This window comes from Flavobacterium undicola (genome assembly GCF_009909155.2).
In the GTDB taxonomy this organism is placed as follows: domain Bacteria; phylum Bacteroidota; class Bacteroidia; order Flavobacteriales; family Flavobacteriaceae; genus Flavobacterium; species Flavobacterium undicola.
Map to the genome: position 1 here is coordinate 1 of NZ_JAAAPM020000017.1, position 18,360 is coordinate 18,360.

An 18,360-nucleotide genomic window follows, 5' to 3' on the forward strand; every position below is an offset into this window, starting at 1 on the left:
AACATAAGTTTTATCTGCTTTTGTAGCGTCTTGTGAATCAACATAAGTTTTATCTGCTTTTGTAGCGTCTTGTGAATCAACATAAGTTATATCTGCTTTTGTAGCGTCTTGTGAATCAACATAAGTTTTATCTGCTTTTGTAGCGTCTTGTGAATCAACATAAGTTTTTACCGATTTCACACTTGGATATTTGGTATTGGAACCTCCATCTGCAGTAACATCAATTGATTTGTTGGCTGAATCTTCAGCAGTATAACCTAATGCGTTTTGTTTTCCATTCCAAATCGATTTTTCTGCATCTGTGGTAAATCTATGTGTAGCATCTTCTGTTATATTTACTGGGTTTGATGTATCCAAATTAACAACATTTCCTAAGCCAACCATTGCTTTATTAATACCTGATACCGTTCCTGTAAATGCTGGAGATGCTAATGGAGCTGCTCCAAGACTTGCTAAAGTTGGTAAAACTTGATCTCCTGTATTTGTTCCACTTAAATTAGTTGCAGAAATGGCTCCTGTAAATACTTGACCTGATATATTCGCTTTTAAATTGTCTGCATTGCTACGATTTGTAATTTCTGTAGCTAAATTGGTTGTAAGTGTTCCTTCCGCTGTCGTAGCTCTTGTAATTTCTGCTGCTAAAGCAGATGAAACTGTAGCTGCATTTTCGGCATATAAGGCATAAGGTACACTATTCAATTGTGTGGTACCCATATTTACAAAAGCTGCATCACCTGGTGCCATCATTTCAACTTGGATAAACTTAGTACCAGTACCCCAGCTTATAGCTGCTAAAGTGCCTGTAACTGCTGTGCCTGAACCAATATTTACATTAAATAATCCAAGATTGGTAGTCATAACAGTATGTGTTTCTTGAAACACAGTTGCACCTGTTGAAGTACTATTATGAATAGTAAATCGTAAACTGATGTTTTGTAAAGCTCGTATATCTCCACTGGCATTACGGGCTACTCCTTGATAGGGAATCGCTTGAGGGGCTTGAGCATAGGCTTTGTCTATTGTACCTATAAAACTAAACACACACACTATTATTAATGCTATTGTATGTAATAATTTTTCTTTTTTAGTAAAAATATTTTCCATAAAATTTATTTTTTATAAATGCAATTTGAATTCTTAAAATATTAAAGACTTCTCACTTCCCTAAAGAGGAAAGTTGTTGTACAAAAAAATTAATAAAATAGTACTGTAAAGAAGTACTAAAAATTTAAGATTTTGTTCAGTGGGGCACTCATACTGAACCAGTACTGCTATATTTGAGTTAATAGCAATAAGTTCTGCATTCTAAATACTATGGTAAAGAAATCTAATTTAATTGCTATCCGCTTAGAAAACTACTTTCATTAAAAATAGACATAGAGAATTTACTATAATCCAATTTGGGTATAGTTAATATCTTGCGAAAAATTTTATTTGTAATCAAAAAAACAAATACTAAAAAACGAGATTGGGGTATAATTGTTTTCATACGCAAAAGATTTAAATAAAAGATGTATACCAAACTGAAATATTTGAAATCAATAGAATTAGGTTTCTATTTATCTGAAAAACAATAGCGTTTTTCCCTGAATTTCATTTAACTCATTACTAATTTATATACAATAATCTTATTTATTTCACATTTCCGATGAAAGTGTTAAAAAAAACTATAAACTACATAAACCGCTGTTTTTAATCAATTTGAAGAATGTTTTTAAAAAACAATTGTAAAAACAGCCCCTTTATTTGTCCCTTCACTATTGGAAATTAACATCCCGTCATGTCTTTCTATGATTTGTCTGCTTAAATACAGCTATCCCTGTTGAGCCTTCGCTATTAGTCCCCAACCTACTCATTTTAGTAAATTTGGCAAACATCTTTTCGTTGTCATGCTGTTCAAAACCAATCCCTTGGTCAATTACGTCTATGTATGTTTTTTCCTTATCACTATAAACCTTTAAATAAATTTCAGAGTCTGCTAACGAAAACTTTATCGCATTATAAACTAAATTAAAAATCACCCGGGTCAATAATTCCTGATCTATTTTTAAATGGACTGTTGTAGTTTCTATATTTTTAATCAACTTAATTTTTTTCGAAATTACAGCCTGATTTACCTGATTTTCTATTGATTCAACTATCTCATCTAAGGCAATTATCTTAAATTCTAAATTGGCATTTAACATCTCATCCTGCTCTTTTAGCATTCTTCTGAAATTTTCAATATATCGAAATTGCTCCGCGGAAGAATCATAAATCAACTTTGCCAATTCTTTTACTTCATCTGATGGATTAGCATCCAAAATCATTTTAGCTAAGGATTGTGGATTTGAGGTAAAGGTTTTTAAATCATGCGAAAGCAAATAAATTAAATCTTTCTTTTCGGTAATAAATTTTTCACTTTCCAAAATCGAATCGTGAATATTAAACAATAACAAACCTGCTTCGTCTGAAAAATGATGCGGCAAACTCGTAATTATTCTATTTAATTTATAATCACTCATGCTTTCGAAGCCAATTCGATGGAATGAATTAATTTTTTTAAAACTACCAAAGTCACCACTGTGGCTATTAAAGTCATAACCAACGAAAAAAGCAATAAGCTTGCTGTTGAAAAATTCATTTTGGCATAAAGCACAAAAAGCAAAATTCCTATTAAAGGAATATGGATTCCTATAAAAGCAACAAAAAGAAACTTAAAAACATAGCTGCCTCTTAGAAAACTAATAGCCGATAATTTTTCATAAAATTTCATGATCTAAAATATTTAGAGGTTGAAAAATATACGAAAAAACTTTTCTTTCAAACCAACAAATTATCTCTTAAAACAAAAAACTTAAAGACTAACTTCAAAATAATTTTGCTAGTTTTGTTCCTAAGATACACAACATCAAAAACAGTTTATGGGAGGAAGCATAACAATGCAAGACTGGACTTATTTATCAAAATACCAAGAAGAAAACACAACACTTCCGCCTCCTGAACCCGATGAAAATAGAGTGGTATTTTTAGGCGATTCTATAACTGAATTTTGGAGTAAAGAACAGCCTATTTTTTTTCAAAATAAGTCCTATATCAATCGCGGGATTAGTGGTCAAACCACTCCTCAAATGCTGCTGCGTTTTCGCTCTGATGTAATTGCATTAAATCCTAAAATAGTAGTTATTTTAGCTGGCGGAAATGATATCGCGGGAAACACAGGACCTGCAACCACCGAAATGATTACCAATAACCTTTTTTCGATGATAGAACTGGCTCAAGTACATCATATCAAAGTGATTCTTTGCTCTGTTCTTCCTGCTAATTTTTTCTATTGGAATCCAAAAGAAAAACCTGCAGACCGAATTATTGAATTAAATACAATACTTAAGGAATATGCTCTTTTGAAAGAAATTCTCTTTGTGGATTATTATTCGGCAATGGTAGACGATCAAAAAGGTTTAAAAACAGTATTTTCAGAAGATAGGGTGCATCCCAATACGGTGGGTTACCAAATCATGAGTCCACTAATTGAAAAAGCTATTCAACTTACAATAAATAATCTATAAAACAAACAAAATGAACTATCGTAAACTAGGAAAAACGAACTTTGAAATATCCGAAATCGCTCTTGGCACCTGGCAAGTAGGCGGAAAATGGGGTTCTCCTTTTAATGACAAAACTGCCGATGAACTTCTAAATACAGCTATTGACAAAGGCATCAATTTTATTGACACTGCCGATGTCTACGAAAATGGTTTAAGCGAAACTGCTGTGGGTAGAGTAATTCGTTCCCGTTCAGAACGCATTTATGTTGCAACCAAATGTGGACGTCATATCAATCCGCATGTTAACGAAGGTTACCAACCTAAAGTTTTACAAAAATACGTTGAAGACAGTTTGAAACGCCTTCAATTAGACACTATAGATCTTATTCAACTGCACTGTCCTCCTACTGAGGTTTTTTATCGCCCAGAAATTTTTGAACTTTTTGACAAATTAAAACAAGAAGGAAAGATTCAGAATTTAGGTGTAAGTGTCGAAAAAGTAGAAGAAGGATTGAAGGCTATTGAGTTTCCAAATGTAACTTCGGTTCAAATAATTTTCAACCTTTTTAGACAACGTCCGTCTGAATTATTTTTCAAAGAAGCTAAGAAAAAAGATGTGGGAATTATAGCTCGCGTTCCATTAGCCAGTGGATTGTTGACAGGGAAATTTTCTTCAAAAACTATTTTTGACAGTCAGGATCACCGCTTTTTTAATCGCGAAGGAGCAGCATTTGACAAAGGCGAAACCTTCTCCGGAATTAATTACGAATTGGGATTAATAGCCGTAAACAAACTAAAAGAATTATTCCCTGAAGTTCAAAATTTGGCTCCTATTGCCTTACAATGGATTTTGAGTTTTAGCGAAGTAAGTTGTATTATTCCGGGTGCATCAACTGAAAGTCATGTTTTGTCTAATCTTTCAACTCTTGATTTACCGGCATTAACTCCTGAAAAAATTGCTGCTATGAATGCCATTTATGAGCAATACATCAAAAAAGAAGTACATCATTTGTGGTAATTTAATTCCTATAAATACTAAAATTCAACATAGGCATCTCATTTGTCTATGTTGAATTTCAATTTTAGCTTTCTAAAAAAACCACATTCTAATACTTACTTTCATAATTTGGACATCCAAAACATTTGACTCCAAAATCAAATTGATAGGTTAAAGACAATTCATAAATCCCACCTGTTTTCCCCATTTTAGATGTAGTGAAATCATGAGAAATACCAAATTTCAGATTTTCATATTGCAAACCTCCGTAAAAATTAACAGAGCTAACCAAATGACTATCTTGCGCTTTTGCCAGAGGATTCAAAGCGGTAGAAACTCCCAAAAAAAGCGTTCTAAACATAATAGAAGAACCTAAATCCAATCTGTTAAACTCTCCTTGATTCATATAATTGGCTGAGACCATAAACTTTGTTTCATAAGGAAAACTAAGAACATCCAAATAATCAACTACTAAAAATTCATATCCTACACTTGCCGAAAAAAACATATTCAGCGGTAGATTTTTTTCGTCAACCAAAGAAATATTAGGCTTATTAATGTGCTTTAATGACAATCCAATCCAAGCTTCATCACTATTGAATAACATTCCCGCTGAAAAATCGAAAAAACTGAATTTATCATGAAAATTCGAAGGGTCATTAGTTATTGGATTAATTGTTCCCGAATCAATATTAATTTGGTCTCCTAAAATTAAATTCTGAAACCCAAAAGACTTTGTTCCAAAACCTATCTCTATTGCAGGTCTAAAATCCCATCTGTCATTTAAAGCTACTTTGTAAGCATAATTAAGATTGAATTGAGTGAAATTGTAATGGGTATTATTTTCCCTATGACTTAATATACTTCCTCCAAAACCGCTATTACTACGTTCACTCCAAGTGTTGAGAAAAGCATAATCGGTATCAATTTTTAAATCTAAATCAGGCCATTGTGAACGATGAATAATACCTGCTGACGTAGTTTCTAAAAAACCGGAATAAGCCGGATTTAAGGTTTCAGGTACAATAAAATATTGTGTAAATATGGGATCTTGCGCTTTAACTTTTGAGAAAAAGAAACAAATACATATTGTAAATAGTATTTTAAACTTCATTTTTATTATTTTATAAGTACAAATGCGCCTTGATCTTTAATTGTTGCTCCATAAAATGTTTTAGCGGTAACTTTAAAATAATAATTACCATTTTCAGCATTTTGATCCTTAATTCTTCCATCCCAACCCTTAATTGTTTCTCCTGTTTCTGAATAAACTAATCCTCCCCAGGTATCATAAACATCAAATACAATAGTGGTTAAGCCTTTAAAAAAGGGTGCGAAATAATCGTTAACACCATCATTATTAGGAGTAAAAGCTGTTGGATGAATTAAATTATATCCTTTTTTTATTTCTAATTTCACCATATAATTATAAACACACCCCAAAGGATAAGTCACTCTTTGATTGACTATATAACTTCCTTCTTTTTTGAAAATATGAACCGGATTAATTTCATTTGAAAAAGAACCATCACTAAAATCCCATGAAATAGCTATAAAACCATCTGTTGCTGTATTGGTAAATTGAACCGGGTCTTCAATAGAATAAAAGCCATAGGTACTAAAACCAAAAGAATTGGTCGTAAACGAAGGACTCCCTAATGATGGTATATTTACATTAAAACTATAATTGGCTTTACAGCCTAAAGCATCCGTAACATCGAGTACAATAGTTCCATTTTGGTTGGTACTCATCATTTCATTATTGGCTCCACTTACAACACCACTGGACCAACTCAATTGGTATGGAGGTAAGCCTCCTGAAACCTGAGCTGTAAAGTTTTGTTTTACCTCTTTAGTATCACAATTAACATCTGTTTTTGTGGTAACGCCAATAACAATCGGCGGTGGTCTGTTTAGGGAATACTGAGCCGTTTTCACACAACCTCTTGCATCGGTTACTGTCACTAAATAATTTCCAGCCGGTACGTTAACTAAATCTTCGGTTGTTGCACCATTAGACCATGAATAAGTAAATGGTGCTGTTCCTCCTGAAACTAAAAGATTTATAGCCCCGCTATTGGCAATATCACAATCAAATGCATTAGTAACATTTGCTGAAAGCACTAAAAGTTGGGGTTCCTGAATGACAAATGTTCTAACAATTTGGCAAGGTGTTCCATCAGAAATTGTAGCGGTATAAGTTCCTGCTCCTAAATTATTTCTGGTTAATCCTGAGGTACTACCATCGCTCCAAACTAAAGTAATCGGTGCTTTTCCGCCAACCAAATTCAAAGCGATACTTCCATCGTGAGCACCAAAACAGCTGATATCTTTTTTTATTGGGTTAACCGTAAAAATAGGTGCATCAGGAATAGTAATGGTTTGTGACTTTTTACATCCTGCATTATCTGTTACCAAAATAGTATAATCTCCGGCTGATAAATTAGTCTGATTTAAAGTCGTTGCTAAGTTACTCCACGTATATTGATATGGAGGAATTCCGCCTGAAATAGTAGCTGTAATCGAAGCATTATTAGCTCCATAACACAATATGGCTGTCGTGCTATATGTAATTTTAATTTCAGTTGATTGCGAAATGGTAACAGTCAAATTTTTAGAACAAGATTGGCTATCAGTTACAACTACATTATAGGTTCCAGCTACAATACCGGATAAATTTTGAGTACTACTTGTAAATCCATTAGGCCCTGTCCAGGCAAAATTATATCCGGAAACTGAAGGTACTCCTCCTGAAACATTCACGTTAATGGCTGCTGTTGCATCTCCAAAACAAATAACATCTGTTTTATTAATCAAACTCACAACCAAAAGTGGCGGTTCAGTTATTGTAGAAGAGGCTGTTTTAGGTCCACAATTATTCGCATCTGTAACGGAAACAGTATAATTCCCCGGGCCTAAATTTGAAATATCTTGCGATACAGCAAAAGCAGCTCCGTTTTTTGTCCAATTATAAGTGTAATTTCCAGTTCCTCCTGTTACGTTGATATCAACACTACCATTATTACTGCCCAAACAACTGATGTCTTTTTTGCTAATCACTGCAATAACAATGTCAGTTGGTTCAGTAATAGTATAGGTTTTTAAAAAAGGACAATTTCCATTATCAGTAACTGTTAAATCATAATTTCCCGGTTTCAAATTCGAAATGCTTGTTGCCGAAGAATTGAATCCACTAGGTCCTGACCAAGATATAGTGTATGGAGAACCTGATGAAAAAGGAATTCCTCCTGTAATATTAGTCGAAATAGAAGCGGTATTTGTTCCAAAACAACTATTGTCATTTACAACTACATTTGGATTAATAGCAGGATTTACGGTTACAGCTACGGTAAAAGTGTTTCCTACACAAGTTCCCGAAGTTGGAGTAACAGTATAAGTAACCACCGAAGGATTTACAGATGTATTGATTAATGTTTGGCTAATATTCGTTTGTGGAGTCAATTGTGAGCTAGCTCCTGTAATGGTTCCAGCAGGGCTAATCGTTGGATTTGTCCAGATATAAGTGGTACCTATTGGAATAATATTTGTTCTCGAATTAGTCGGAGTAACTGTAAACGTAGCTGAACTACAGATTGTGGTACTTTCTGGAGCGATACTCGGTTTTTCATTTACAATTACAGCAGTGACATTTGTTGTCACAACAGAGCAACCTCCGGATAAAGAAGGGAAATTAATTACACAATAATAATACACTGTACCAGAAGTAGCAGCAGCAGGAAGATAAGTAGCGCTCGTTTTCCCTGTCAAAATAGTTCCTCCTGTATTTGAATTTGTAGTATTGGAATACCATTGATAAGCAGGAGCTCCTACTCCATTACTCACTGTAAAAGATAAGGTTGTTGGAGTACCTCCTACACAAACTGTACTTGAAACAGGTTGCGTTGTAATTGTTGGCGACACACTTACTTGAACCGATGCTGTAGCACTTGTAACACTACAACCCGCACCAGTTTGCGACAACACACAATAATAATATTGAGTTCCTGCAGTAGTTGTTAATGGTGAATAAGTTGCACTCGTTGCACTCGGAATTGCCGTACCTGAAGTTGTATTATTTACATTATTCTTATACCATTGGTATGAAAACGCACCATTTCCTCCTGTACCAGCAACTACCAATTGGGCAGCTGTTTCACCCTGACACAGTACTTGATTAACTATTAGCTGTGTTGTTACTGTAGGAGTACCTAAAACAGTTACTTGAGCAACATTACTTGTAATAGAACCACAACCACTTCCACTTATACTAACCTCAACATAGTAATAATAATCTCCTGCAACAGTATAAGCAGCTGGTGTGTAATTATTAGTTGTCACCCCCGAAATTAGAGTCCCTCCTGAATTAGAATTAGTAGTATTCGAATACCATTTATAACTTGCCGTTCCTGTCCCTCCGGAAGGAGTAACCGATAAAGGAATACTAATTGTTGCTCCTGTACATAAAGTTTGTGAAGCCACCGGTTGAGATATGCTAGGCAGTGGTGTAACCGTTATTGCTACAATAGAAGAAGTCAAATTAGAACAACCTCCTGAAGTTAAAGTAACCACACAATAATAATATAAAGTTCCTATCGTATTTGTTGGTGGATCAAAAGTGCTATTCGTAGCACTGGGAATCGAAGTACTCCCTGTAGTTGAATTACTAATGTTAGAATACCATTGATAAGTTGGCGTTCCAGCACTTCCTCCAAGCACTACTGCTAATTGAGTTGGTGTACCGTTTAAACAAACGCTACTCGGTACGGGTTGTGTAGTAAAACCAGGTGCTGGATTAACATTGATTATAAAATTTACCGGAGTACCCGTACAACTACCTATTTTAGGCGTTACCACATAAGTAATTGTTCCTGCCGATGAATTAGTAGTCGTAATAACTCCAGCGGGTATTGTACTGCCACTTCCTGTTGGCGCAAAACCTGAAATCCCTGCTGTTGCTAAAACCGTCCAGGAAAATGTTGTTGAAGCATCATCTGAAGTTAAACTAATAGCTGTAGATGATGTCCCTGAACATAGTGTCTGACTTAAATCGGTATTGGTAATTGTTGGGGTTTTGTTCACCGAAAAAGTTTGTGTTGCAGTTGTCGAAGCACCACATTCATTAGTAACCACCAATGAAACCGTATAATTACCTGTGGTACTATAAGTGATTGTTCCGGGATTAGCCGTAGTTGCTGTAGCAGGTGAGCCGTTAGGAAAACTCCAGGCATAGGTTAAAGTACTTGATGCCGGAGCACAACTAGTAACTGTTGCTGTTGGATTTATAGCGGCAGTACCACAAGTATTTGCAATTGCTGCAATAGTTGCCGTTGGTGGTTTTTTCACCTCAACTGTTTGTGATGTTACAACATTTCCACAAGAATTTGAAGCTGTTAATTTAATGGTATAAATCCCCGGTGTTGTAAAGTTATACGAAGCATTTTTAGTAGACTGATTTGGAATTGCTACAGCTGTTCCGCAATAAGCTGCTGCGTAAGTAACCGTCCATGAATAAGTAGGCGGCGAACAAGAGCTCGCTTCACTGGTAGTATTTGTAGTTGTAATTGCTAAAGGCGCACAACCTGAACTATTACTCAAGGTAAACGACGGCGTTAAAGGAGGTTCAATACATATTTGTTGTTGCTTAGTCACAACTGCTCCACATCTATTAGCGGTTTTAATTGTAATAGTATAAGTCCCTGCTTGTGAAAATTTCAAACATAAAGGACTTGAACCTGACAACCATAAATTAGGATCTGTACTCCCAAAATCATTTCCAAGAGATCCGCTCACAACAGTATACCCTGTAGATGGTGAAATTGTCCAAACAAATTTTGGATTTGTATTACATGAATTACTACTACCATTATTTTCAAAACCTCCCGTTGTTGTATTATTTATACAAATATTTGTATTGACACAACCATTTGATGGAATTGTAAAATCAGCCACAGGTGGTGTTGAAACATATATTGGAACAACACCTACAGCAGAAGTACCGCAAGGATTTTGTGCAACAATATTAGCTCTAAATGAATTAGGGTATGAATTAGTACCGTCCGAACTAGTAACACCACATGAAGATTTTAAAAAAGTATGCGATATACTTGATGGAGGTGGATGATTGTATACAATTGGTGATGAACCGTCATTAAATGTTATAGTATAAGTTGTTCCAGAAGGATTATTCTCTGTTCCTGTAATTGGAAATGTTAATTGTTCTGAATTACATATATCTGTATTTCCTGGATTTCCCAAAGAGACAGCTGGATTTGACCCAACAAAAACAACATATTTTTTTGATATAGGACAGCCATTAGTACTTTGAATTGTATAAGTTAAATTCCAATAACCAACAGCATAAGTATGAGTAGTTGAATTCCATGTAGTCGAAGAAAAATTAGAACTTCCATCTCCCCAATCTATTGTATAATTAGTATTTAAAGTTGATGATGTTGAAGAAGTATTAGTAAAAGTAAATATTGGTGTTGAATTACTACAAACTCTAAATGCAGGTATTCCATTAAATGTAGTTCCTGAACCAGTTCCTCCTAAAGAAGCGTCTGGTTGTGGAATAATAGTAACAGTTGCTGTCCCGGTTTGTGTAATTTCGCTAACAGGAGTTGTTGCATCGTGAAAACTCACTAAACTATAACTAAATGCCCCCGCAGTTGCAGTATCAACTGTTAGGGTCACAGAATCATCCGTTCCCGAAGTAACAATTGTTTGTGGCGCACCACCATTCAATGTATAAGTAAAAGTATATGGTGCGGTTCCACCAATTCCCTTAAAAGTAATTACGGGACTTGTTGCACCTTGGCAAACTGCTGTAGTACCAGATATGGTTGCTGTTGGTGAAACTAAATTAGCAGCTTTTTTATATTCCGTATTATGATGAGAATCTAAAGCAGGGATTTTATTTTCAGCATTTAATTTATTAATCGAAGTAAATAAAATTAAAAATAAAATAATCGTGTAGAGCTGTTTCATAATGCTTCCTTTTAAATTTCTGGGGAAAAATATTCAAAGTGCACAAATATACTCTAATCCTTTTTTACTGTTTACAGTTTATATAGTTAAAAAACTATTTTTAAATCTTTTAGACAGAAAATTACGACTCAAAACCGATATTCTAATTTTCAAAAAAATACTTATCAAACAAAGTCTGTCGATAGTTAAAACTTTTATTTAGCTTATTTTTTGATTTCTTCAAAAACAAACTCCGGATTAGAATAATCAATTGGATCTCCTTTTAAGTATGAAGGAATCCCCATATAAACTGAAATTACACCTTTGCCTAATAACAATTGATTATTTCGCTTTAACAAAGCAATAGGATATCTTTTTAAAACACCTCCACCATAAGGCTGGTAATAAAAACTCCCTTTTATGGTATCGCCAGAAATGATACCTCTTACTTCACCGGAATCTTTTCTTGATTGTCCATAACGAATTTCATATTGACCATAAAACCGATTGTCCTCCAGTTTTATAAAATTAAGAAGTGCTGTATCCTTGTCTTTTATCGCTCGATAATAGAATTGTTTCTCTTTTTTGTTGCCATCAGCACAACTAAAAACTATAACAGCAAAGAGAATACAAACACCTACTAAGCCTTTGCTTTTTTCCAATATCAGATTCATTATTTTTATTGCTTTAACAGCAAAGATAAAATTTCTATTTTAAGCTCAATTTATCAACTGAAAAGGGTGAATTAAATTCTTATTTTAGCAAATAGATAAAAGCCTGCTTTATGACATTGGAAACAAGCTATACTTTTTCGGCTACCATTGAAATTATAGGTATCAATCCTTTTGTTTATGTGCCTGAAGAAATCTTAAAATATATTTTTGAAAAAGCAGGAAAACCCAAAGGTCCTATTCCTATCAAAGGAACTGTCAATTCCATTCCTTACACCCAAACTTTAATGAAATTTAGAGGCGAATGGCGCCTGTACATCAATACCAAAATGCTTAAAAACTCTCCTAAAAGAATTGGAGAACAAATAGAAATAAGCATTAGCTATGATCCAGAAAAAAGAGAAATTCCCATTCATCCTAAACTATTACAAGCTTTAAACGAAAACATAGCGGCAAATACTGTTTTCCTAAATTTACGCCCTTCGTTACAGCATGAAATCATCCGCTACATTTCACATTTAAAAACCGAAGAAAGCATCGACAAAAATGTACCAAAAGCCATTGCATTTTTATTAGGCAAAGGAAAGTTTGTAGGGAGAGAAAAGCCTTAAAATTTGTAGCAGAAAACAGGAAAGAACTCTAATAAAAAACGAGCCTTTTAAGTTAAATATATAAGATTTTTCAATGTTTTTACAAAAATCAAAATACTAGATGGTAAAAAAAGATGACCTCAAAAAATTAATTATTGAAAACAAAAAAAGTACTTTAAAAAACCATTGGAAAGATGCTTTCTTTTGTAATACAATAAAATACAGTGGAGAAATTAGGCCTAATGAAATTTTACTTTGGTGTTCATCCGAATATTTAAGGGGAGCTTACCCAATTTTTATTTTAAACTTTGATCAAAACAAAAATTTAATAGAAATAAAAACAGAAAAAAATCCATATCATAAATTTAGGAATAAACAATCTACAGTTATTTTTTCTATTTTAATTTTGTTATTAGCTTATAATACAGATTTACGAGAAACATTAATTTTCACATTTGCGATCTCAATATTTGGATTCTTACTACATATCGTTTTATCTAAAGCAAGAAAGTACGAAACAAAACTTCTAACTAACGAACTCAGAGAAACTATTGAAAATATTGAAAGAATTAATAATCCTGAGTTAATTATAGAATCAAAAAAAGAAGAGGAAGAAGAATGGACGTCTTCAAAATTCATAACCAGATTACTACTATATCCTTTTTGTATCTTTCTTTTGGGGTTCTTCTTAATTATCATTTCATCCAAAGAAATCAACTTCAAAATAATTGCTGGTATAGCTATCGTTTTAACTTATTTAATTACTGATATACTTTTAATAATAAGAAAAAAAAATAACCAACATCATCATTAATTAATCTAAATCTTTCCACAACTCCCCTGCCCCCGATTACAGCGAAAAACCCGCAGTGTTGCTGGCAATATAACACTTGCCGTTAAAGAGCGACCAACGAAAGCTCCTTTAATGGCTTAGTGTTACTGCCAGCAAAGCGAGGATTTGTAGCGGAAAGCGGGAATTGGCTCAAATAGCAAGTCGAATAGAGATAAAAATCAAGACTTTTTAAAAATATTTCCCAATTTGAATTTATAAAAGCGAACAAACACTTATTTTTGCGCCATGGGTAAAAAAAATACAGACAAAGTTGTCTTTCATCAGATAAAAGTCCTTGATGCAGGTGCAAAAGGCGTTTCGGTAGCAAAGGCTCCCGATGGAAAAGTAGTGTTTATTCCGAATGTGGTTCCGGGTGATGTAGTTGATGTACAAACTTTCAAAAAACGCAAAGCATATTACGAAGGAAAAGCAGTAAAATTCCACGAGTTTTCAGAACATCGTGTAGATCCTATTTGTGAGCATTTTGGAGTTTGTGGTGGTTGCAAATGGCAAAACATGAACTACGACCAACAGTTATTTTACAAACACAACGAGGTAAAAAATCACTTGCAACGCATTGGAAAAATTGAACTTCCTGAATTCGACCCAATTTTAGGTTCGGAGAAAAAGTTTTTCTACAGAAATAAAATGGAATTTTCGTTCTCTAACAGCCGTTGGTTAACGGAAGCCGAAATAGATAGTACCGAAGATTTAGGAAATAGAAACGCTCTTGGTTTTCATATTCCAAAAATGTGGGACAAAATCCTGGACATCAAAAAATGTCATTTACAGGAAGATCCTTCAAACGCTATTAGAAATGAAGTCCGTGATTTTGCTAATGCAAATAATTTGACTTTCTTTAATCCTAGAGAACATTCCGGTTTGTTGAGAACCCTGATGTTACGTACGGCTTCGACTGGCGAAATCATGCTTTTGATTCAATTTTTCGAAAATGATAAAGCCAACAGAGAATTGTTGCTCGATCATCTTTACGAAAAGTTTCCTCAAATTACTTCGTTGCAATATGTGGTGAACAATAAGGCGAATGATACGCTTTACGACCAGGACATCAAATTGTACAAAGGACGTGATTACATTCTGGAAGAAATGGAAGGTTTAAAATTTAGCATCAATGCCAAATCGTTTTACCAAACCAACTCCGATCAAGCTTACGAATTATACAAAATAACGAGAGATTTTGCCGGATTAACAGGAAATGAAACCGTTTATGATTTATACACCGGAACGGGAACCATTGCGCAGTTTGTTTCTAAAAAAGCAAAAAAAGTAATTGGTATCGAAAGTGTTCCTGATGCAATCAAAGATGCTAAGGCCAATGCCGAACGCAATAACATTGGCAATTGCGAGTTCTTTGTAGGAGACATGAAAGTAGTTTTCAACGACGCTTTTATTGCACAACACGGTCAACCAGATGTAATTATCACTGATCCACCACGTGATGGAATGCACAAAGACGTAATTGAACAAATTATGAAAATTGCTCCTGAAAAAGTAGTTTATGTAAGTTGTAACTCGGCTACACAAGCACGCGATTTGGCTTTAATGGACGAGAAATACAAAGTAACCCGCGTACGTCCTGTAGATATGTTTCCGCAAACGCATCACGTGGAAAATGTAGTACTGTTAGAAAGAAGATAATTAGTTCTTGTACTAGTCCTTAGTTCTTTTTTCATAACTAACTAAGGACTGAGGACTATGGACTATGTACTAAAAAAATATGAAAAAAACGATACTGCTTTTATTAATTCTCTGTTTCTCCTTCTCCAGTTGTGAGAAAGACGATATCTGTGATGCTAATACCGTTACTACGCCTCGACTAGTGATTACCTTTTATGATTTCAACAATTCTACAATTGAGAAAAATGTAAGCAATCTAACCATTATTGGAGATGGTATGGAAAAAGGAATTACTTATTCAGGTAGTACCTTAATAAACGGAAGTACGGTTTCTATTCCGTTGAAAACAGATGCTGATGTAACTAAATTTCATTTTATTTTGAATTATGGAAGTACCAATGTAGCCGCATTACCTAATGAAGATATTATCCAATTCAATTACCGCACCGACAACATTTTTGTATCCCGTGCCTGCGGATTCAAAACCAATTTTACTCTGAATCCAAGCACACCAACAAGCTCACCTTTTGAACATACAGATGCAGCGACACCTGACTTAAAATGGATGCAATATGTTGCAGTTAAAAACAGTATTATAGCTAACGAAAATGAAACACATCTTGAAATATATTTTTAGTAGCTTACTTCTTTTGTCGTTGCTTTTTGCAAATGCACAAGACACCAAAGCTCCAACGCCAAAGTCAAAAAAGGATACCATTACAACTGGAGTTATTTCTGCTAAAACTGCTGTGGCTAGTAAAACAACTAAAGTTCCAAAAACCGATTCTATTGCTGCGCCAATAAAAACCAATCGTTATGGTGTGCGTGTGGGAGTAGATTTGTTTAAATTAAGTCGTAGTATTTATGATAAAGACTATAAAGGTTTGGAACTGGTAGGTGATTATCGTTGGGATAAAAAACACTATATCGCTGCCGAAGTAGGTAACGAAAACAAAACTACTGATGACGAACGCTTGAATTTTACCACCAAAGGTTCTTACCTAAAAGTAGGATTTGACTATAATGGCTACGAAAACTGGCTTGATATGGAAAATATCATTTCTATTGGTTTGCGTTATGGTTTTAGTACTTTTAGCCAAGAATTGAATAGCTATAAAATTTACAATTCTAATCCTTATTTTGGAGAAGTTCCTCCTATTGCCTCCGGTCAAAAATTCAATGGTCTTACGGCAAGTTGGATTGAAGTAGTGGCAGGAATGAAAGCTAAAGTATTCAACAATGTCTTTTTAGGTTTCAGCCTTCGTTTTAACCGATTGATTAGTAACAAACAACCTGGTAATTTTGAGAACTTATACATTCCAGGATTCAACCGAACGTATAACGGTGATTTTGGAGTTGGCTTTAATTATAGCGTGACTTATTTTGTTCCTATTTTCAAAAAGAAAGTCGTTCCTGTGGAAACAAAAAAAGATAAAAAGAAGAAATAAAACAGTCTGTAGATTTCAGAATGCAGAAAGCAGATTTGGCATTAACAAAAAAACCGCAAATTCGCAAATTATAATTTTTATAATTGCAAATTTGCGGTTTTTTACATTTCACTATTTCCATAGCAAACTGAACACTGCTATCTGAAAACTGAATACTTTTTACCCTATTTCTTTAATTCCTTTTATAAAGATCCATTTCATAAACAACTTTTCGCCATCCTTAGTTTTTACTGCTTGGAATTTTGGTGCTAAAAATGTTCCTAAAACAAAAGCAACAAATGGAACCCAAAAACCAGTTAAACCAGAATATCTTTCCACTAAATAGCGAAACAATACGAATAATATAGCAAAACAACCCAGCTGGTATAAAAATGCTCTTAATTGTAATTTTGTCATTTTTTTTAAAGTTGCTAAAGTTCTAAGAATGTAAGTTACTGAGAATTTAATCTTAGCTACTTAATTTTATCGAACCCTAAATTATTATTTTTTAATTATAAATCTTTCTTAGTCCCTCAGAGACTTAGTAACTTATTGCTGAAACTTAGTACGCTTACTTCCTTCGTACATCTCGTATTTTACTAAACGTGCTTCAAGTCCGGCGTTGAATAATTTGATTTTTCTAGATGGTCGCAAACCTACAAATTTCAAAGCTTCCAGATTTCCTGTGATAAACCAAGCATTCGTTCCCGGATAACTTTGCTTTAAAGTATCGCCAATACTTTTATAAAATTCTTCCATGTGAATATCCAAACGCTCATCATAAGGTGGATTAAACACAATATGCAATTTCCCTTCCGATGTTTTCTCGCTGTCAAAGAAATTGTCTTCTGTAATAGTTACATATTCATCTAAATTAGCATTTCTGATATTGTCTTTGGCTTTACTAACCGCAGATGGCGCTTTGTCATACCCTTTTATCGTATGATGAAACTCACGTACTTTCGCTAATAAACTATCGCTGATTTTGTCAAACAATTCATTATCCCAATCTTTCCATTTTTCGAAAGCAAATTCCTTACGGTTGATGTTTGCCGGAATATTACAAGCAATCATCGCTGCTTCGGAAAGAAAAGTTCCTGAACCACACATTGGATCCAAGAAATCCGTTTGTCCGTCCCAACCCGATAGCAACAAAATTCCCGCAGCCAAAACTTCGTTTATTGGCGCAATATTAGTAGCGGTTCTATAGCCACGCTGATTTAACGCATTTCCTGAAGTATCTAAGGCAACCGAAACTTGGTCTTTATCAATATGAATATTAATTCGTAAATCGGGATGGATTTTATCCACACTTGGACGTTGTCCTGTTCTTTCTCTAAATTGATCCACAATGGCATCTTTACATTTTTGAGAAACAAATTCGGAGTGATTAAAATATTCCGAATGTACCGTAGCATCAATCACAAAAGTTTGATTGGCATTGATAAACTTAGACCAGTTCACTCCCGTAACTCCTTTGTACAAAGCTTTTTCATTATTCGCTCTAAAAGAATAAATCGGTTTTAAGATTTTTAATGCGGTACGCAAAGACAAATTGGCCTTGTACATAAAGCCTTTATCTCCTTTAAAACTCACCATTCTTACTCCCTGCTCTACGTCTTGTGCACCTAAATTTTTCAATTCGGTTGCTAATATTTCTTCAAAACCAAAAAAGGTTTTGGCAATCATCTTAAAATTTTCTTCCATTTCTC

14 protein-coding genes and 1 pseudogene are annotated in these 18,360 nt (G+C 34.2%); 7 read left to right on the forward strand and 8 right to left on the reverse strand.

Annotated features, from left to right (window positions below; genetic code table 11):
* The 3 genes and pseudogenes from GTZ96_RS10930 to GTZ96_RS18325 form a co-directional block, all read right to left on the reverse strand.
* Positions 1–1,104 (reverse strand): annotated as a pseudogene (locus GTZ96_RS10930) (hypothetical protein); the annotation flags it as partial.
* 674 nt (positions 1,105–1,778) lie between these two features.
* The gene (locus GTZ96_RS10935; protein ID WP_235972962.1) at positions 1,779–2,504 is read right to left on the reverse strand and encodes a sensor histidine kinase; all 726 of its coding nucleotides are present in this window, start codon (positions 2,502–2,504) and stop codon (positions 1,779–1,781) included.
* Positions 2,501–2,755, reverse strand: a complete 255-nt coding sequence (locus tag GTZ96_RS18325) for a hypothetical protein (RefSeq protein ID WP_235972964.1) — start codon at positions 2,753–2,755, stop codon at positions 2,501–2,503. The genes GTZ96_RS10935 and GTZ96_RS18325 overlap by 4 nt, the downstream gene beginning before the upstream one ends.
* Positions 2,756–2,903: 148 nt before the next feature.
* On the opposite strand from GTZ96_RS18325, the gene GTZ96_RS10940 reads away from it, so the two are divergent.
* Both GTZ96_RS10940 and GTZ96_RS10945 read left to right on the forward strand, forming a co-directional pair.
* Positions 2,904–3,548, forward strand: coding sequence for an SGNH/GDSL hydrolase family protein (locus tag GTZ96_RS10940; protein WP_161643977.1), 645 nt, complete (start codon positions 2,904–2,906; stop codon positions 3,546–3,548).
* Positions 3,549–3,558: 10 nt separating this feature from the next.
* Positions 3,559–4,545, forward strand: coding sequence for an aldo/keto reductase (locus GTZ96_RS10945; protein ID WP_161643978.1), 987 nt, complete (start codon positions 3,559–3,561; stop codon positions 4,543–4,545).
* Between the two features lie 88 nt (positions 4,546–4,633).
* Here GTZ96_RS10945 and GTZ96_RS10950 read toward each other — a convergent pair whose 3' ends face one another.
* From GTZ96_RS10950 to GTZ96_RS10960, 3 genes are all read right to left on the reverse strand, one after another.
* Positions 4,634–5,638, reverse strand: coding sequence for a PorP/SprF family type IX secretion system membrane protein (locus GTZ96_RS10950; RefSeq protein WP_161643979.1), 1,005 nt, complete (start codon positions 5,636–5,638; stop codon positions 4,634–4,636).
* 5 nt (positions 5,639–5,643) lie between these two features.
* On the reverse strand, positions 5,644–11,511 hold the full coding sequence (locus GTZ96_RS10955) for a PKD domain-containing protein (RefSeq protein WP_161643980.1): 5,868 nt from the start codon (positions 11,509–11,511) through the stop codon (positions 5,644–5,646).
* Between the two features lie 203 nt (positions 11,512–11,714).
* Entirely contained in the window at positions 11,715–12,164 is a 450-nt protein-coding gene (locus GTZ96_RS10960) for a hypothetical protein (protein ID WP_207720178.1), read from the reverse strand.
* A gap of 110 nt (positions 12,165–12,274) precedes the next feature.
* On the opposite strand from GTZ96_RS10960, the gene GTZ96_RS10965 reads away from it, so the two are divergent.
* The 5 genes from GTZ96_RS10965 to GTZ96_RS10985 all read left to right on the forward strand — a co-directional run bounded on the left by GTZ96_RS10965 (position 12,275) and on the right by GTZ96_RS10985 (position 16,669).
* Positions 12,275–12,772, forward strand: coding sequence for a YdeI/OmpD-associated family protein (locus GTZ96_RS10965; protein WP_161643981.1), 498 nt, complete (start codon positions 12,275–12,277; stop codon positions 12,770–12,772).
* Positions 12,773–12,872: 100 nt separating this feature from the next.
* Complete coding sequence (locus tag GTZ96_RS10970; protein WP_161643982.1) at positions 12,873–13,565, forward strand: hypothetical protein; 693 nt, start codon at positions 12,873–12,875, stop codon at positions 13,563–13,565.
* Between the two features lie 264 nt (positions 13,566–13,829).
* Positions 13,830–15,242 (forward strand): 23S rRNA (uracil(1939)-C(5))-methyltransferase RlmD, encoded by a 1,413-nt coding sequence (gene rlmD, locus GTZ96_RS10975; protein ID WP_161643983.1) that lies wholly within the window; start codon positions 13,830–13,832, stop codon positions 15,240–15,242.
* A 79-nt stretch (positions 15,243–15,321) separates the two neighbouring features.
* On the forward strand, positions 15,322–15,858 hold the full coding sequence (locus GTZ96_RS10980) for a DUF6452 family protein (RefSeq protein WP_161643984.1): 537 nt from the start codon (positions 15,322–15,324) through the stop codon (positions 15,856–15,858).
* Positions 15,830–16,669 (forward strand): DUF6048 family protein, encoded by an 840-nt coding sequence (locus GTZ96_RS10985; RefSeq protein ID WP_161643985.1) that lies wholly within the window; start codon positions 15,830–15,832, stop codon positions 16,667–16,669. The genes GTZ96_RS10980 and GTZ96_RS10985 overlap by 29 nt, the downstream gene beginning before the upstream one ends.
* 159 nt (positions 16,670–16,828) lie before the next feature.
* Here GTZ96_RS10985 and GTZ96_RS10990 read toward each other — a convergent pair whose 3' ends face one another.
* Positions 16,829–17,065, reverse strand: a complete 237-nt coding sequence (locus tag GTZ96_RS10990) for a hypothetical protein (RefSeq protein WP_161643986.1) — start codon at positions 17,063–17,065, stop codon at positions 16,829–16,831.
* Positions 17,066–17,197: 132 nt separating this feature from the next.
* The gene (locus GTZ96_RS10995) at positions 17,198–18,355 is read right to left on the reverse strand and encodes a THUMP domain-containing class I SAM-dependent RNA methyltransferase (protein WP_161643987.1); all 1,158 of its coding nucleotides are present in this window, start codon (positions 18,353–18,355) and stop codon (positions 17,198–17,200) included.
* Between the last annotated feature and the right edge of the window lie 5 nt (positions 18,356–18,360).

Coding starts and splice junctions, on each gene's coding strand:
- GTZ96_RS10935 (WP_235972962.1), bottom strand. CDS start 2,504: ATGAGTGATTATAAATTAAATAGAATAATTACGAGTTTGCCGCATCAT.
- GTZ96_RS18325 (WP_235972964.1), bottom strand. CDS start 2,755: ATGAAATTTTATGAAAAATTATCGGCTATTAGTTTTCTAAGAGGCAGC.
- GTZ96_RS10940 (WP_161643977.1), top strand. CDS start 2,904: ATGGGAGGAAGCATAACAATGCAAGACTGGACTTATTTATCAAAATAC.
- GTZ96_RS10945 (WP_161643978.1), top strand. CDS start 3,559: ATGAACTATCGTAAACTAGGAAAAACGAACTTTGAAATATCCGAAATC.
- GTZ96_RS10950 (WP_161643979.1), bottom strand. CDS start 5,638: ATGAAGTTTAAAATACTATTTACAATATGTATTTGTTTCTTTTTCTCA.
- GTZ96_RS10955 (WP_161643980.1), bottom strand. CDS start 11,511: ATGAAACAGCTCTACACGATTATTTTATTTTTAATTTTATTTACTTCG.
- GTZ96_RS10960 (WP_207720178.1), bottom strand. CDS start 12,164: ATGAATCTGATATTGGAAAAAAGCAAAGGCTTAGTAGGTGTTTGTATT.
- GTZ96_RS10965 (WP_161643981.1), top strand. CDS start 12,275: ATGACATTGGAAACAAGCTATACTTTTTCGGCTACCATTGAAATTATA.
- GTZ96_RS10970 (WP_161643982.1), top strand. CDS start 12,873: ATGGTAAAAAAAGATGACCTCAAAAAATTAATTATTGAAAACAAAAAA.
- rlmD (WP_161643983.1), top strand. CDS start 13,830: ATGGGTAAAAAAAATACAGACAAAGTTGTCTTTCATCAGATAAAAGTC.
- GTZ96_RS10980 (WP_161643984.1), top strand. CDS start 15,322: ATGAAAAAAACGATACTGCTTTTATTAATTCTCTGTTTCTCCTTCTCC.
- GTZ96_RS10985 (WP_161643985.1), top strand. CDS start 15,830: ATGAAACACATCTTGAAATATATTTTTAGTAGCTTACTTCTTTTGTCG.
- GTZ96_RS10990 (WP_161643986.1), bottom strand. CDS start 17,065: ATGACAAAATTACAATTAAGAGCATTTTTATACCAGCTGGGTTGTTTT.
- GTZ96_RS10995 (WP_161643987.1), bottom strand. CDS start 18,355: ATGGAAGAAAATTTTAAGATGATTGCCAAAACCTTTTTTGGTTTTGAA.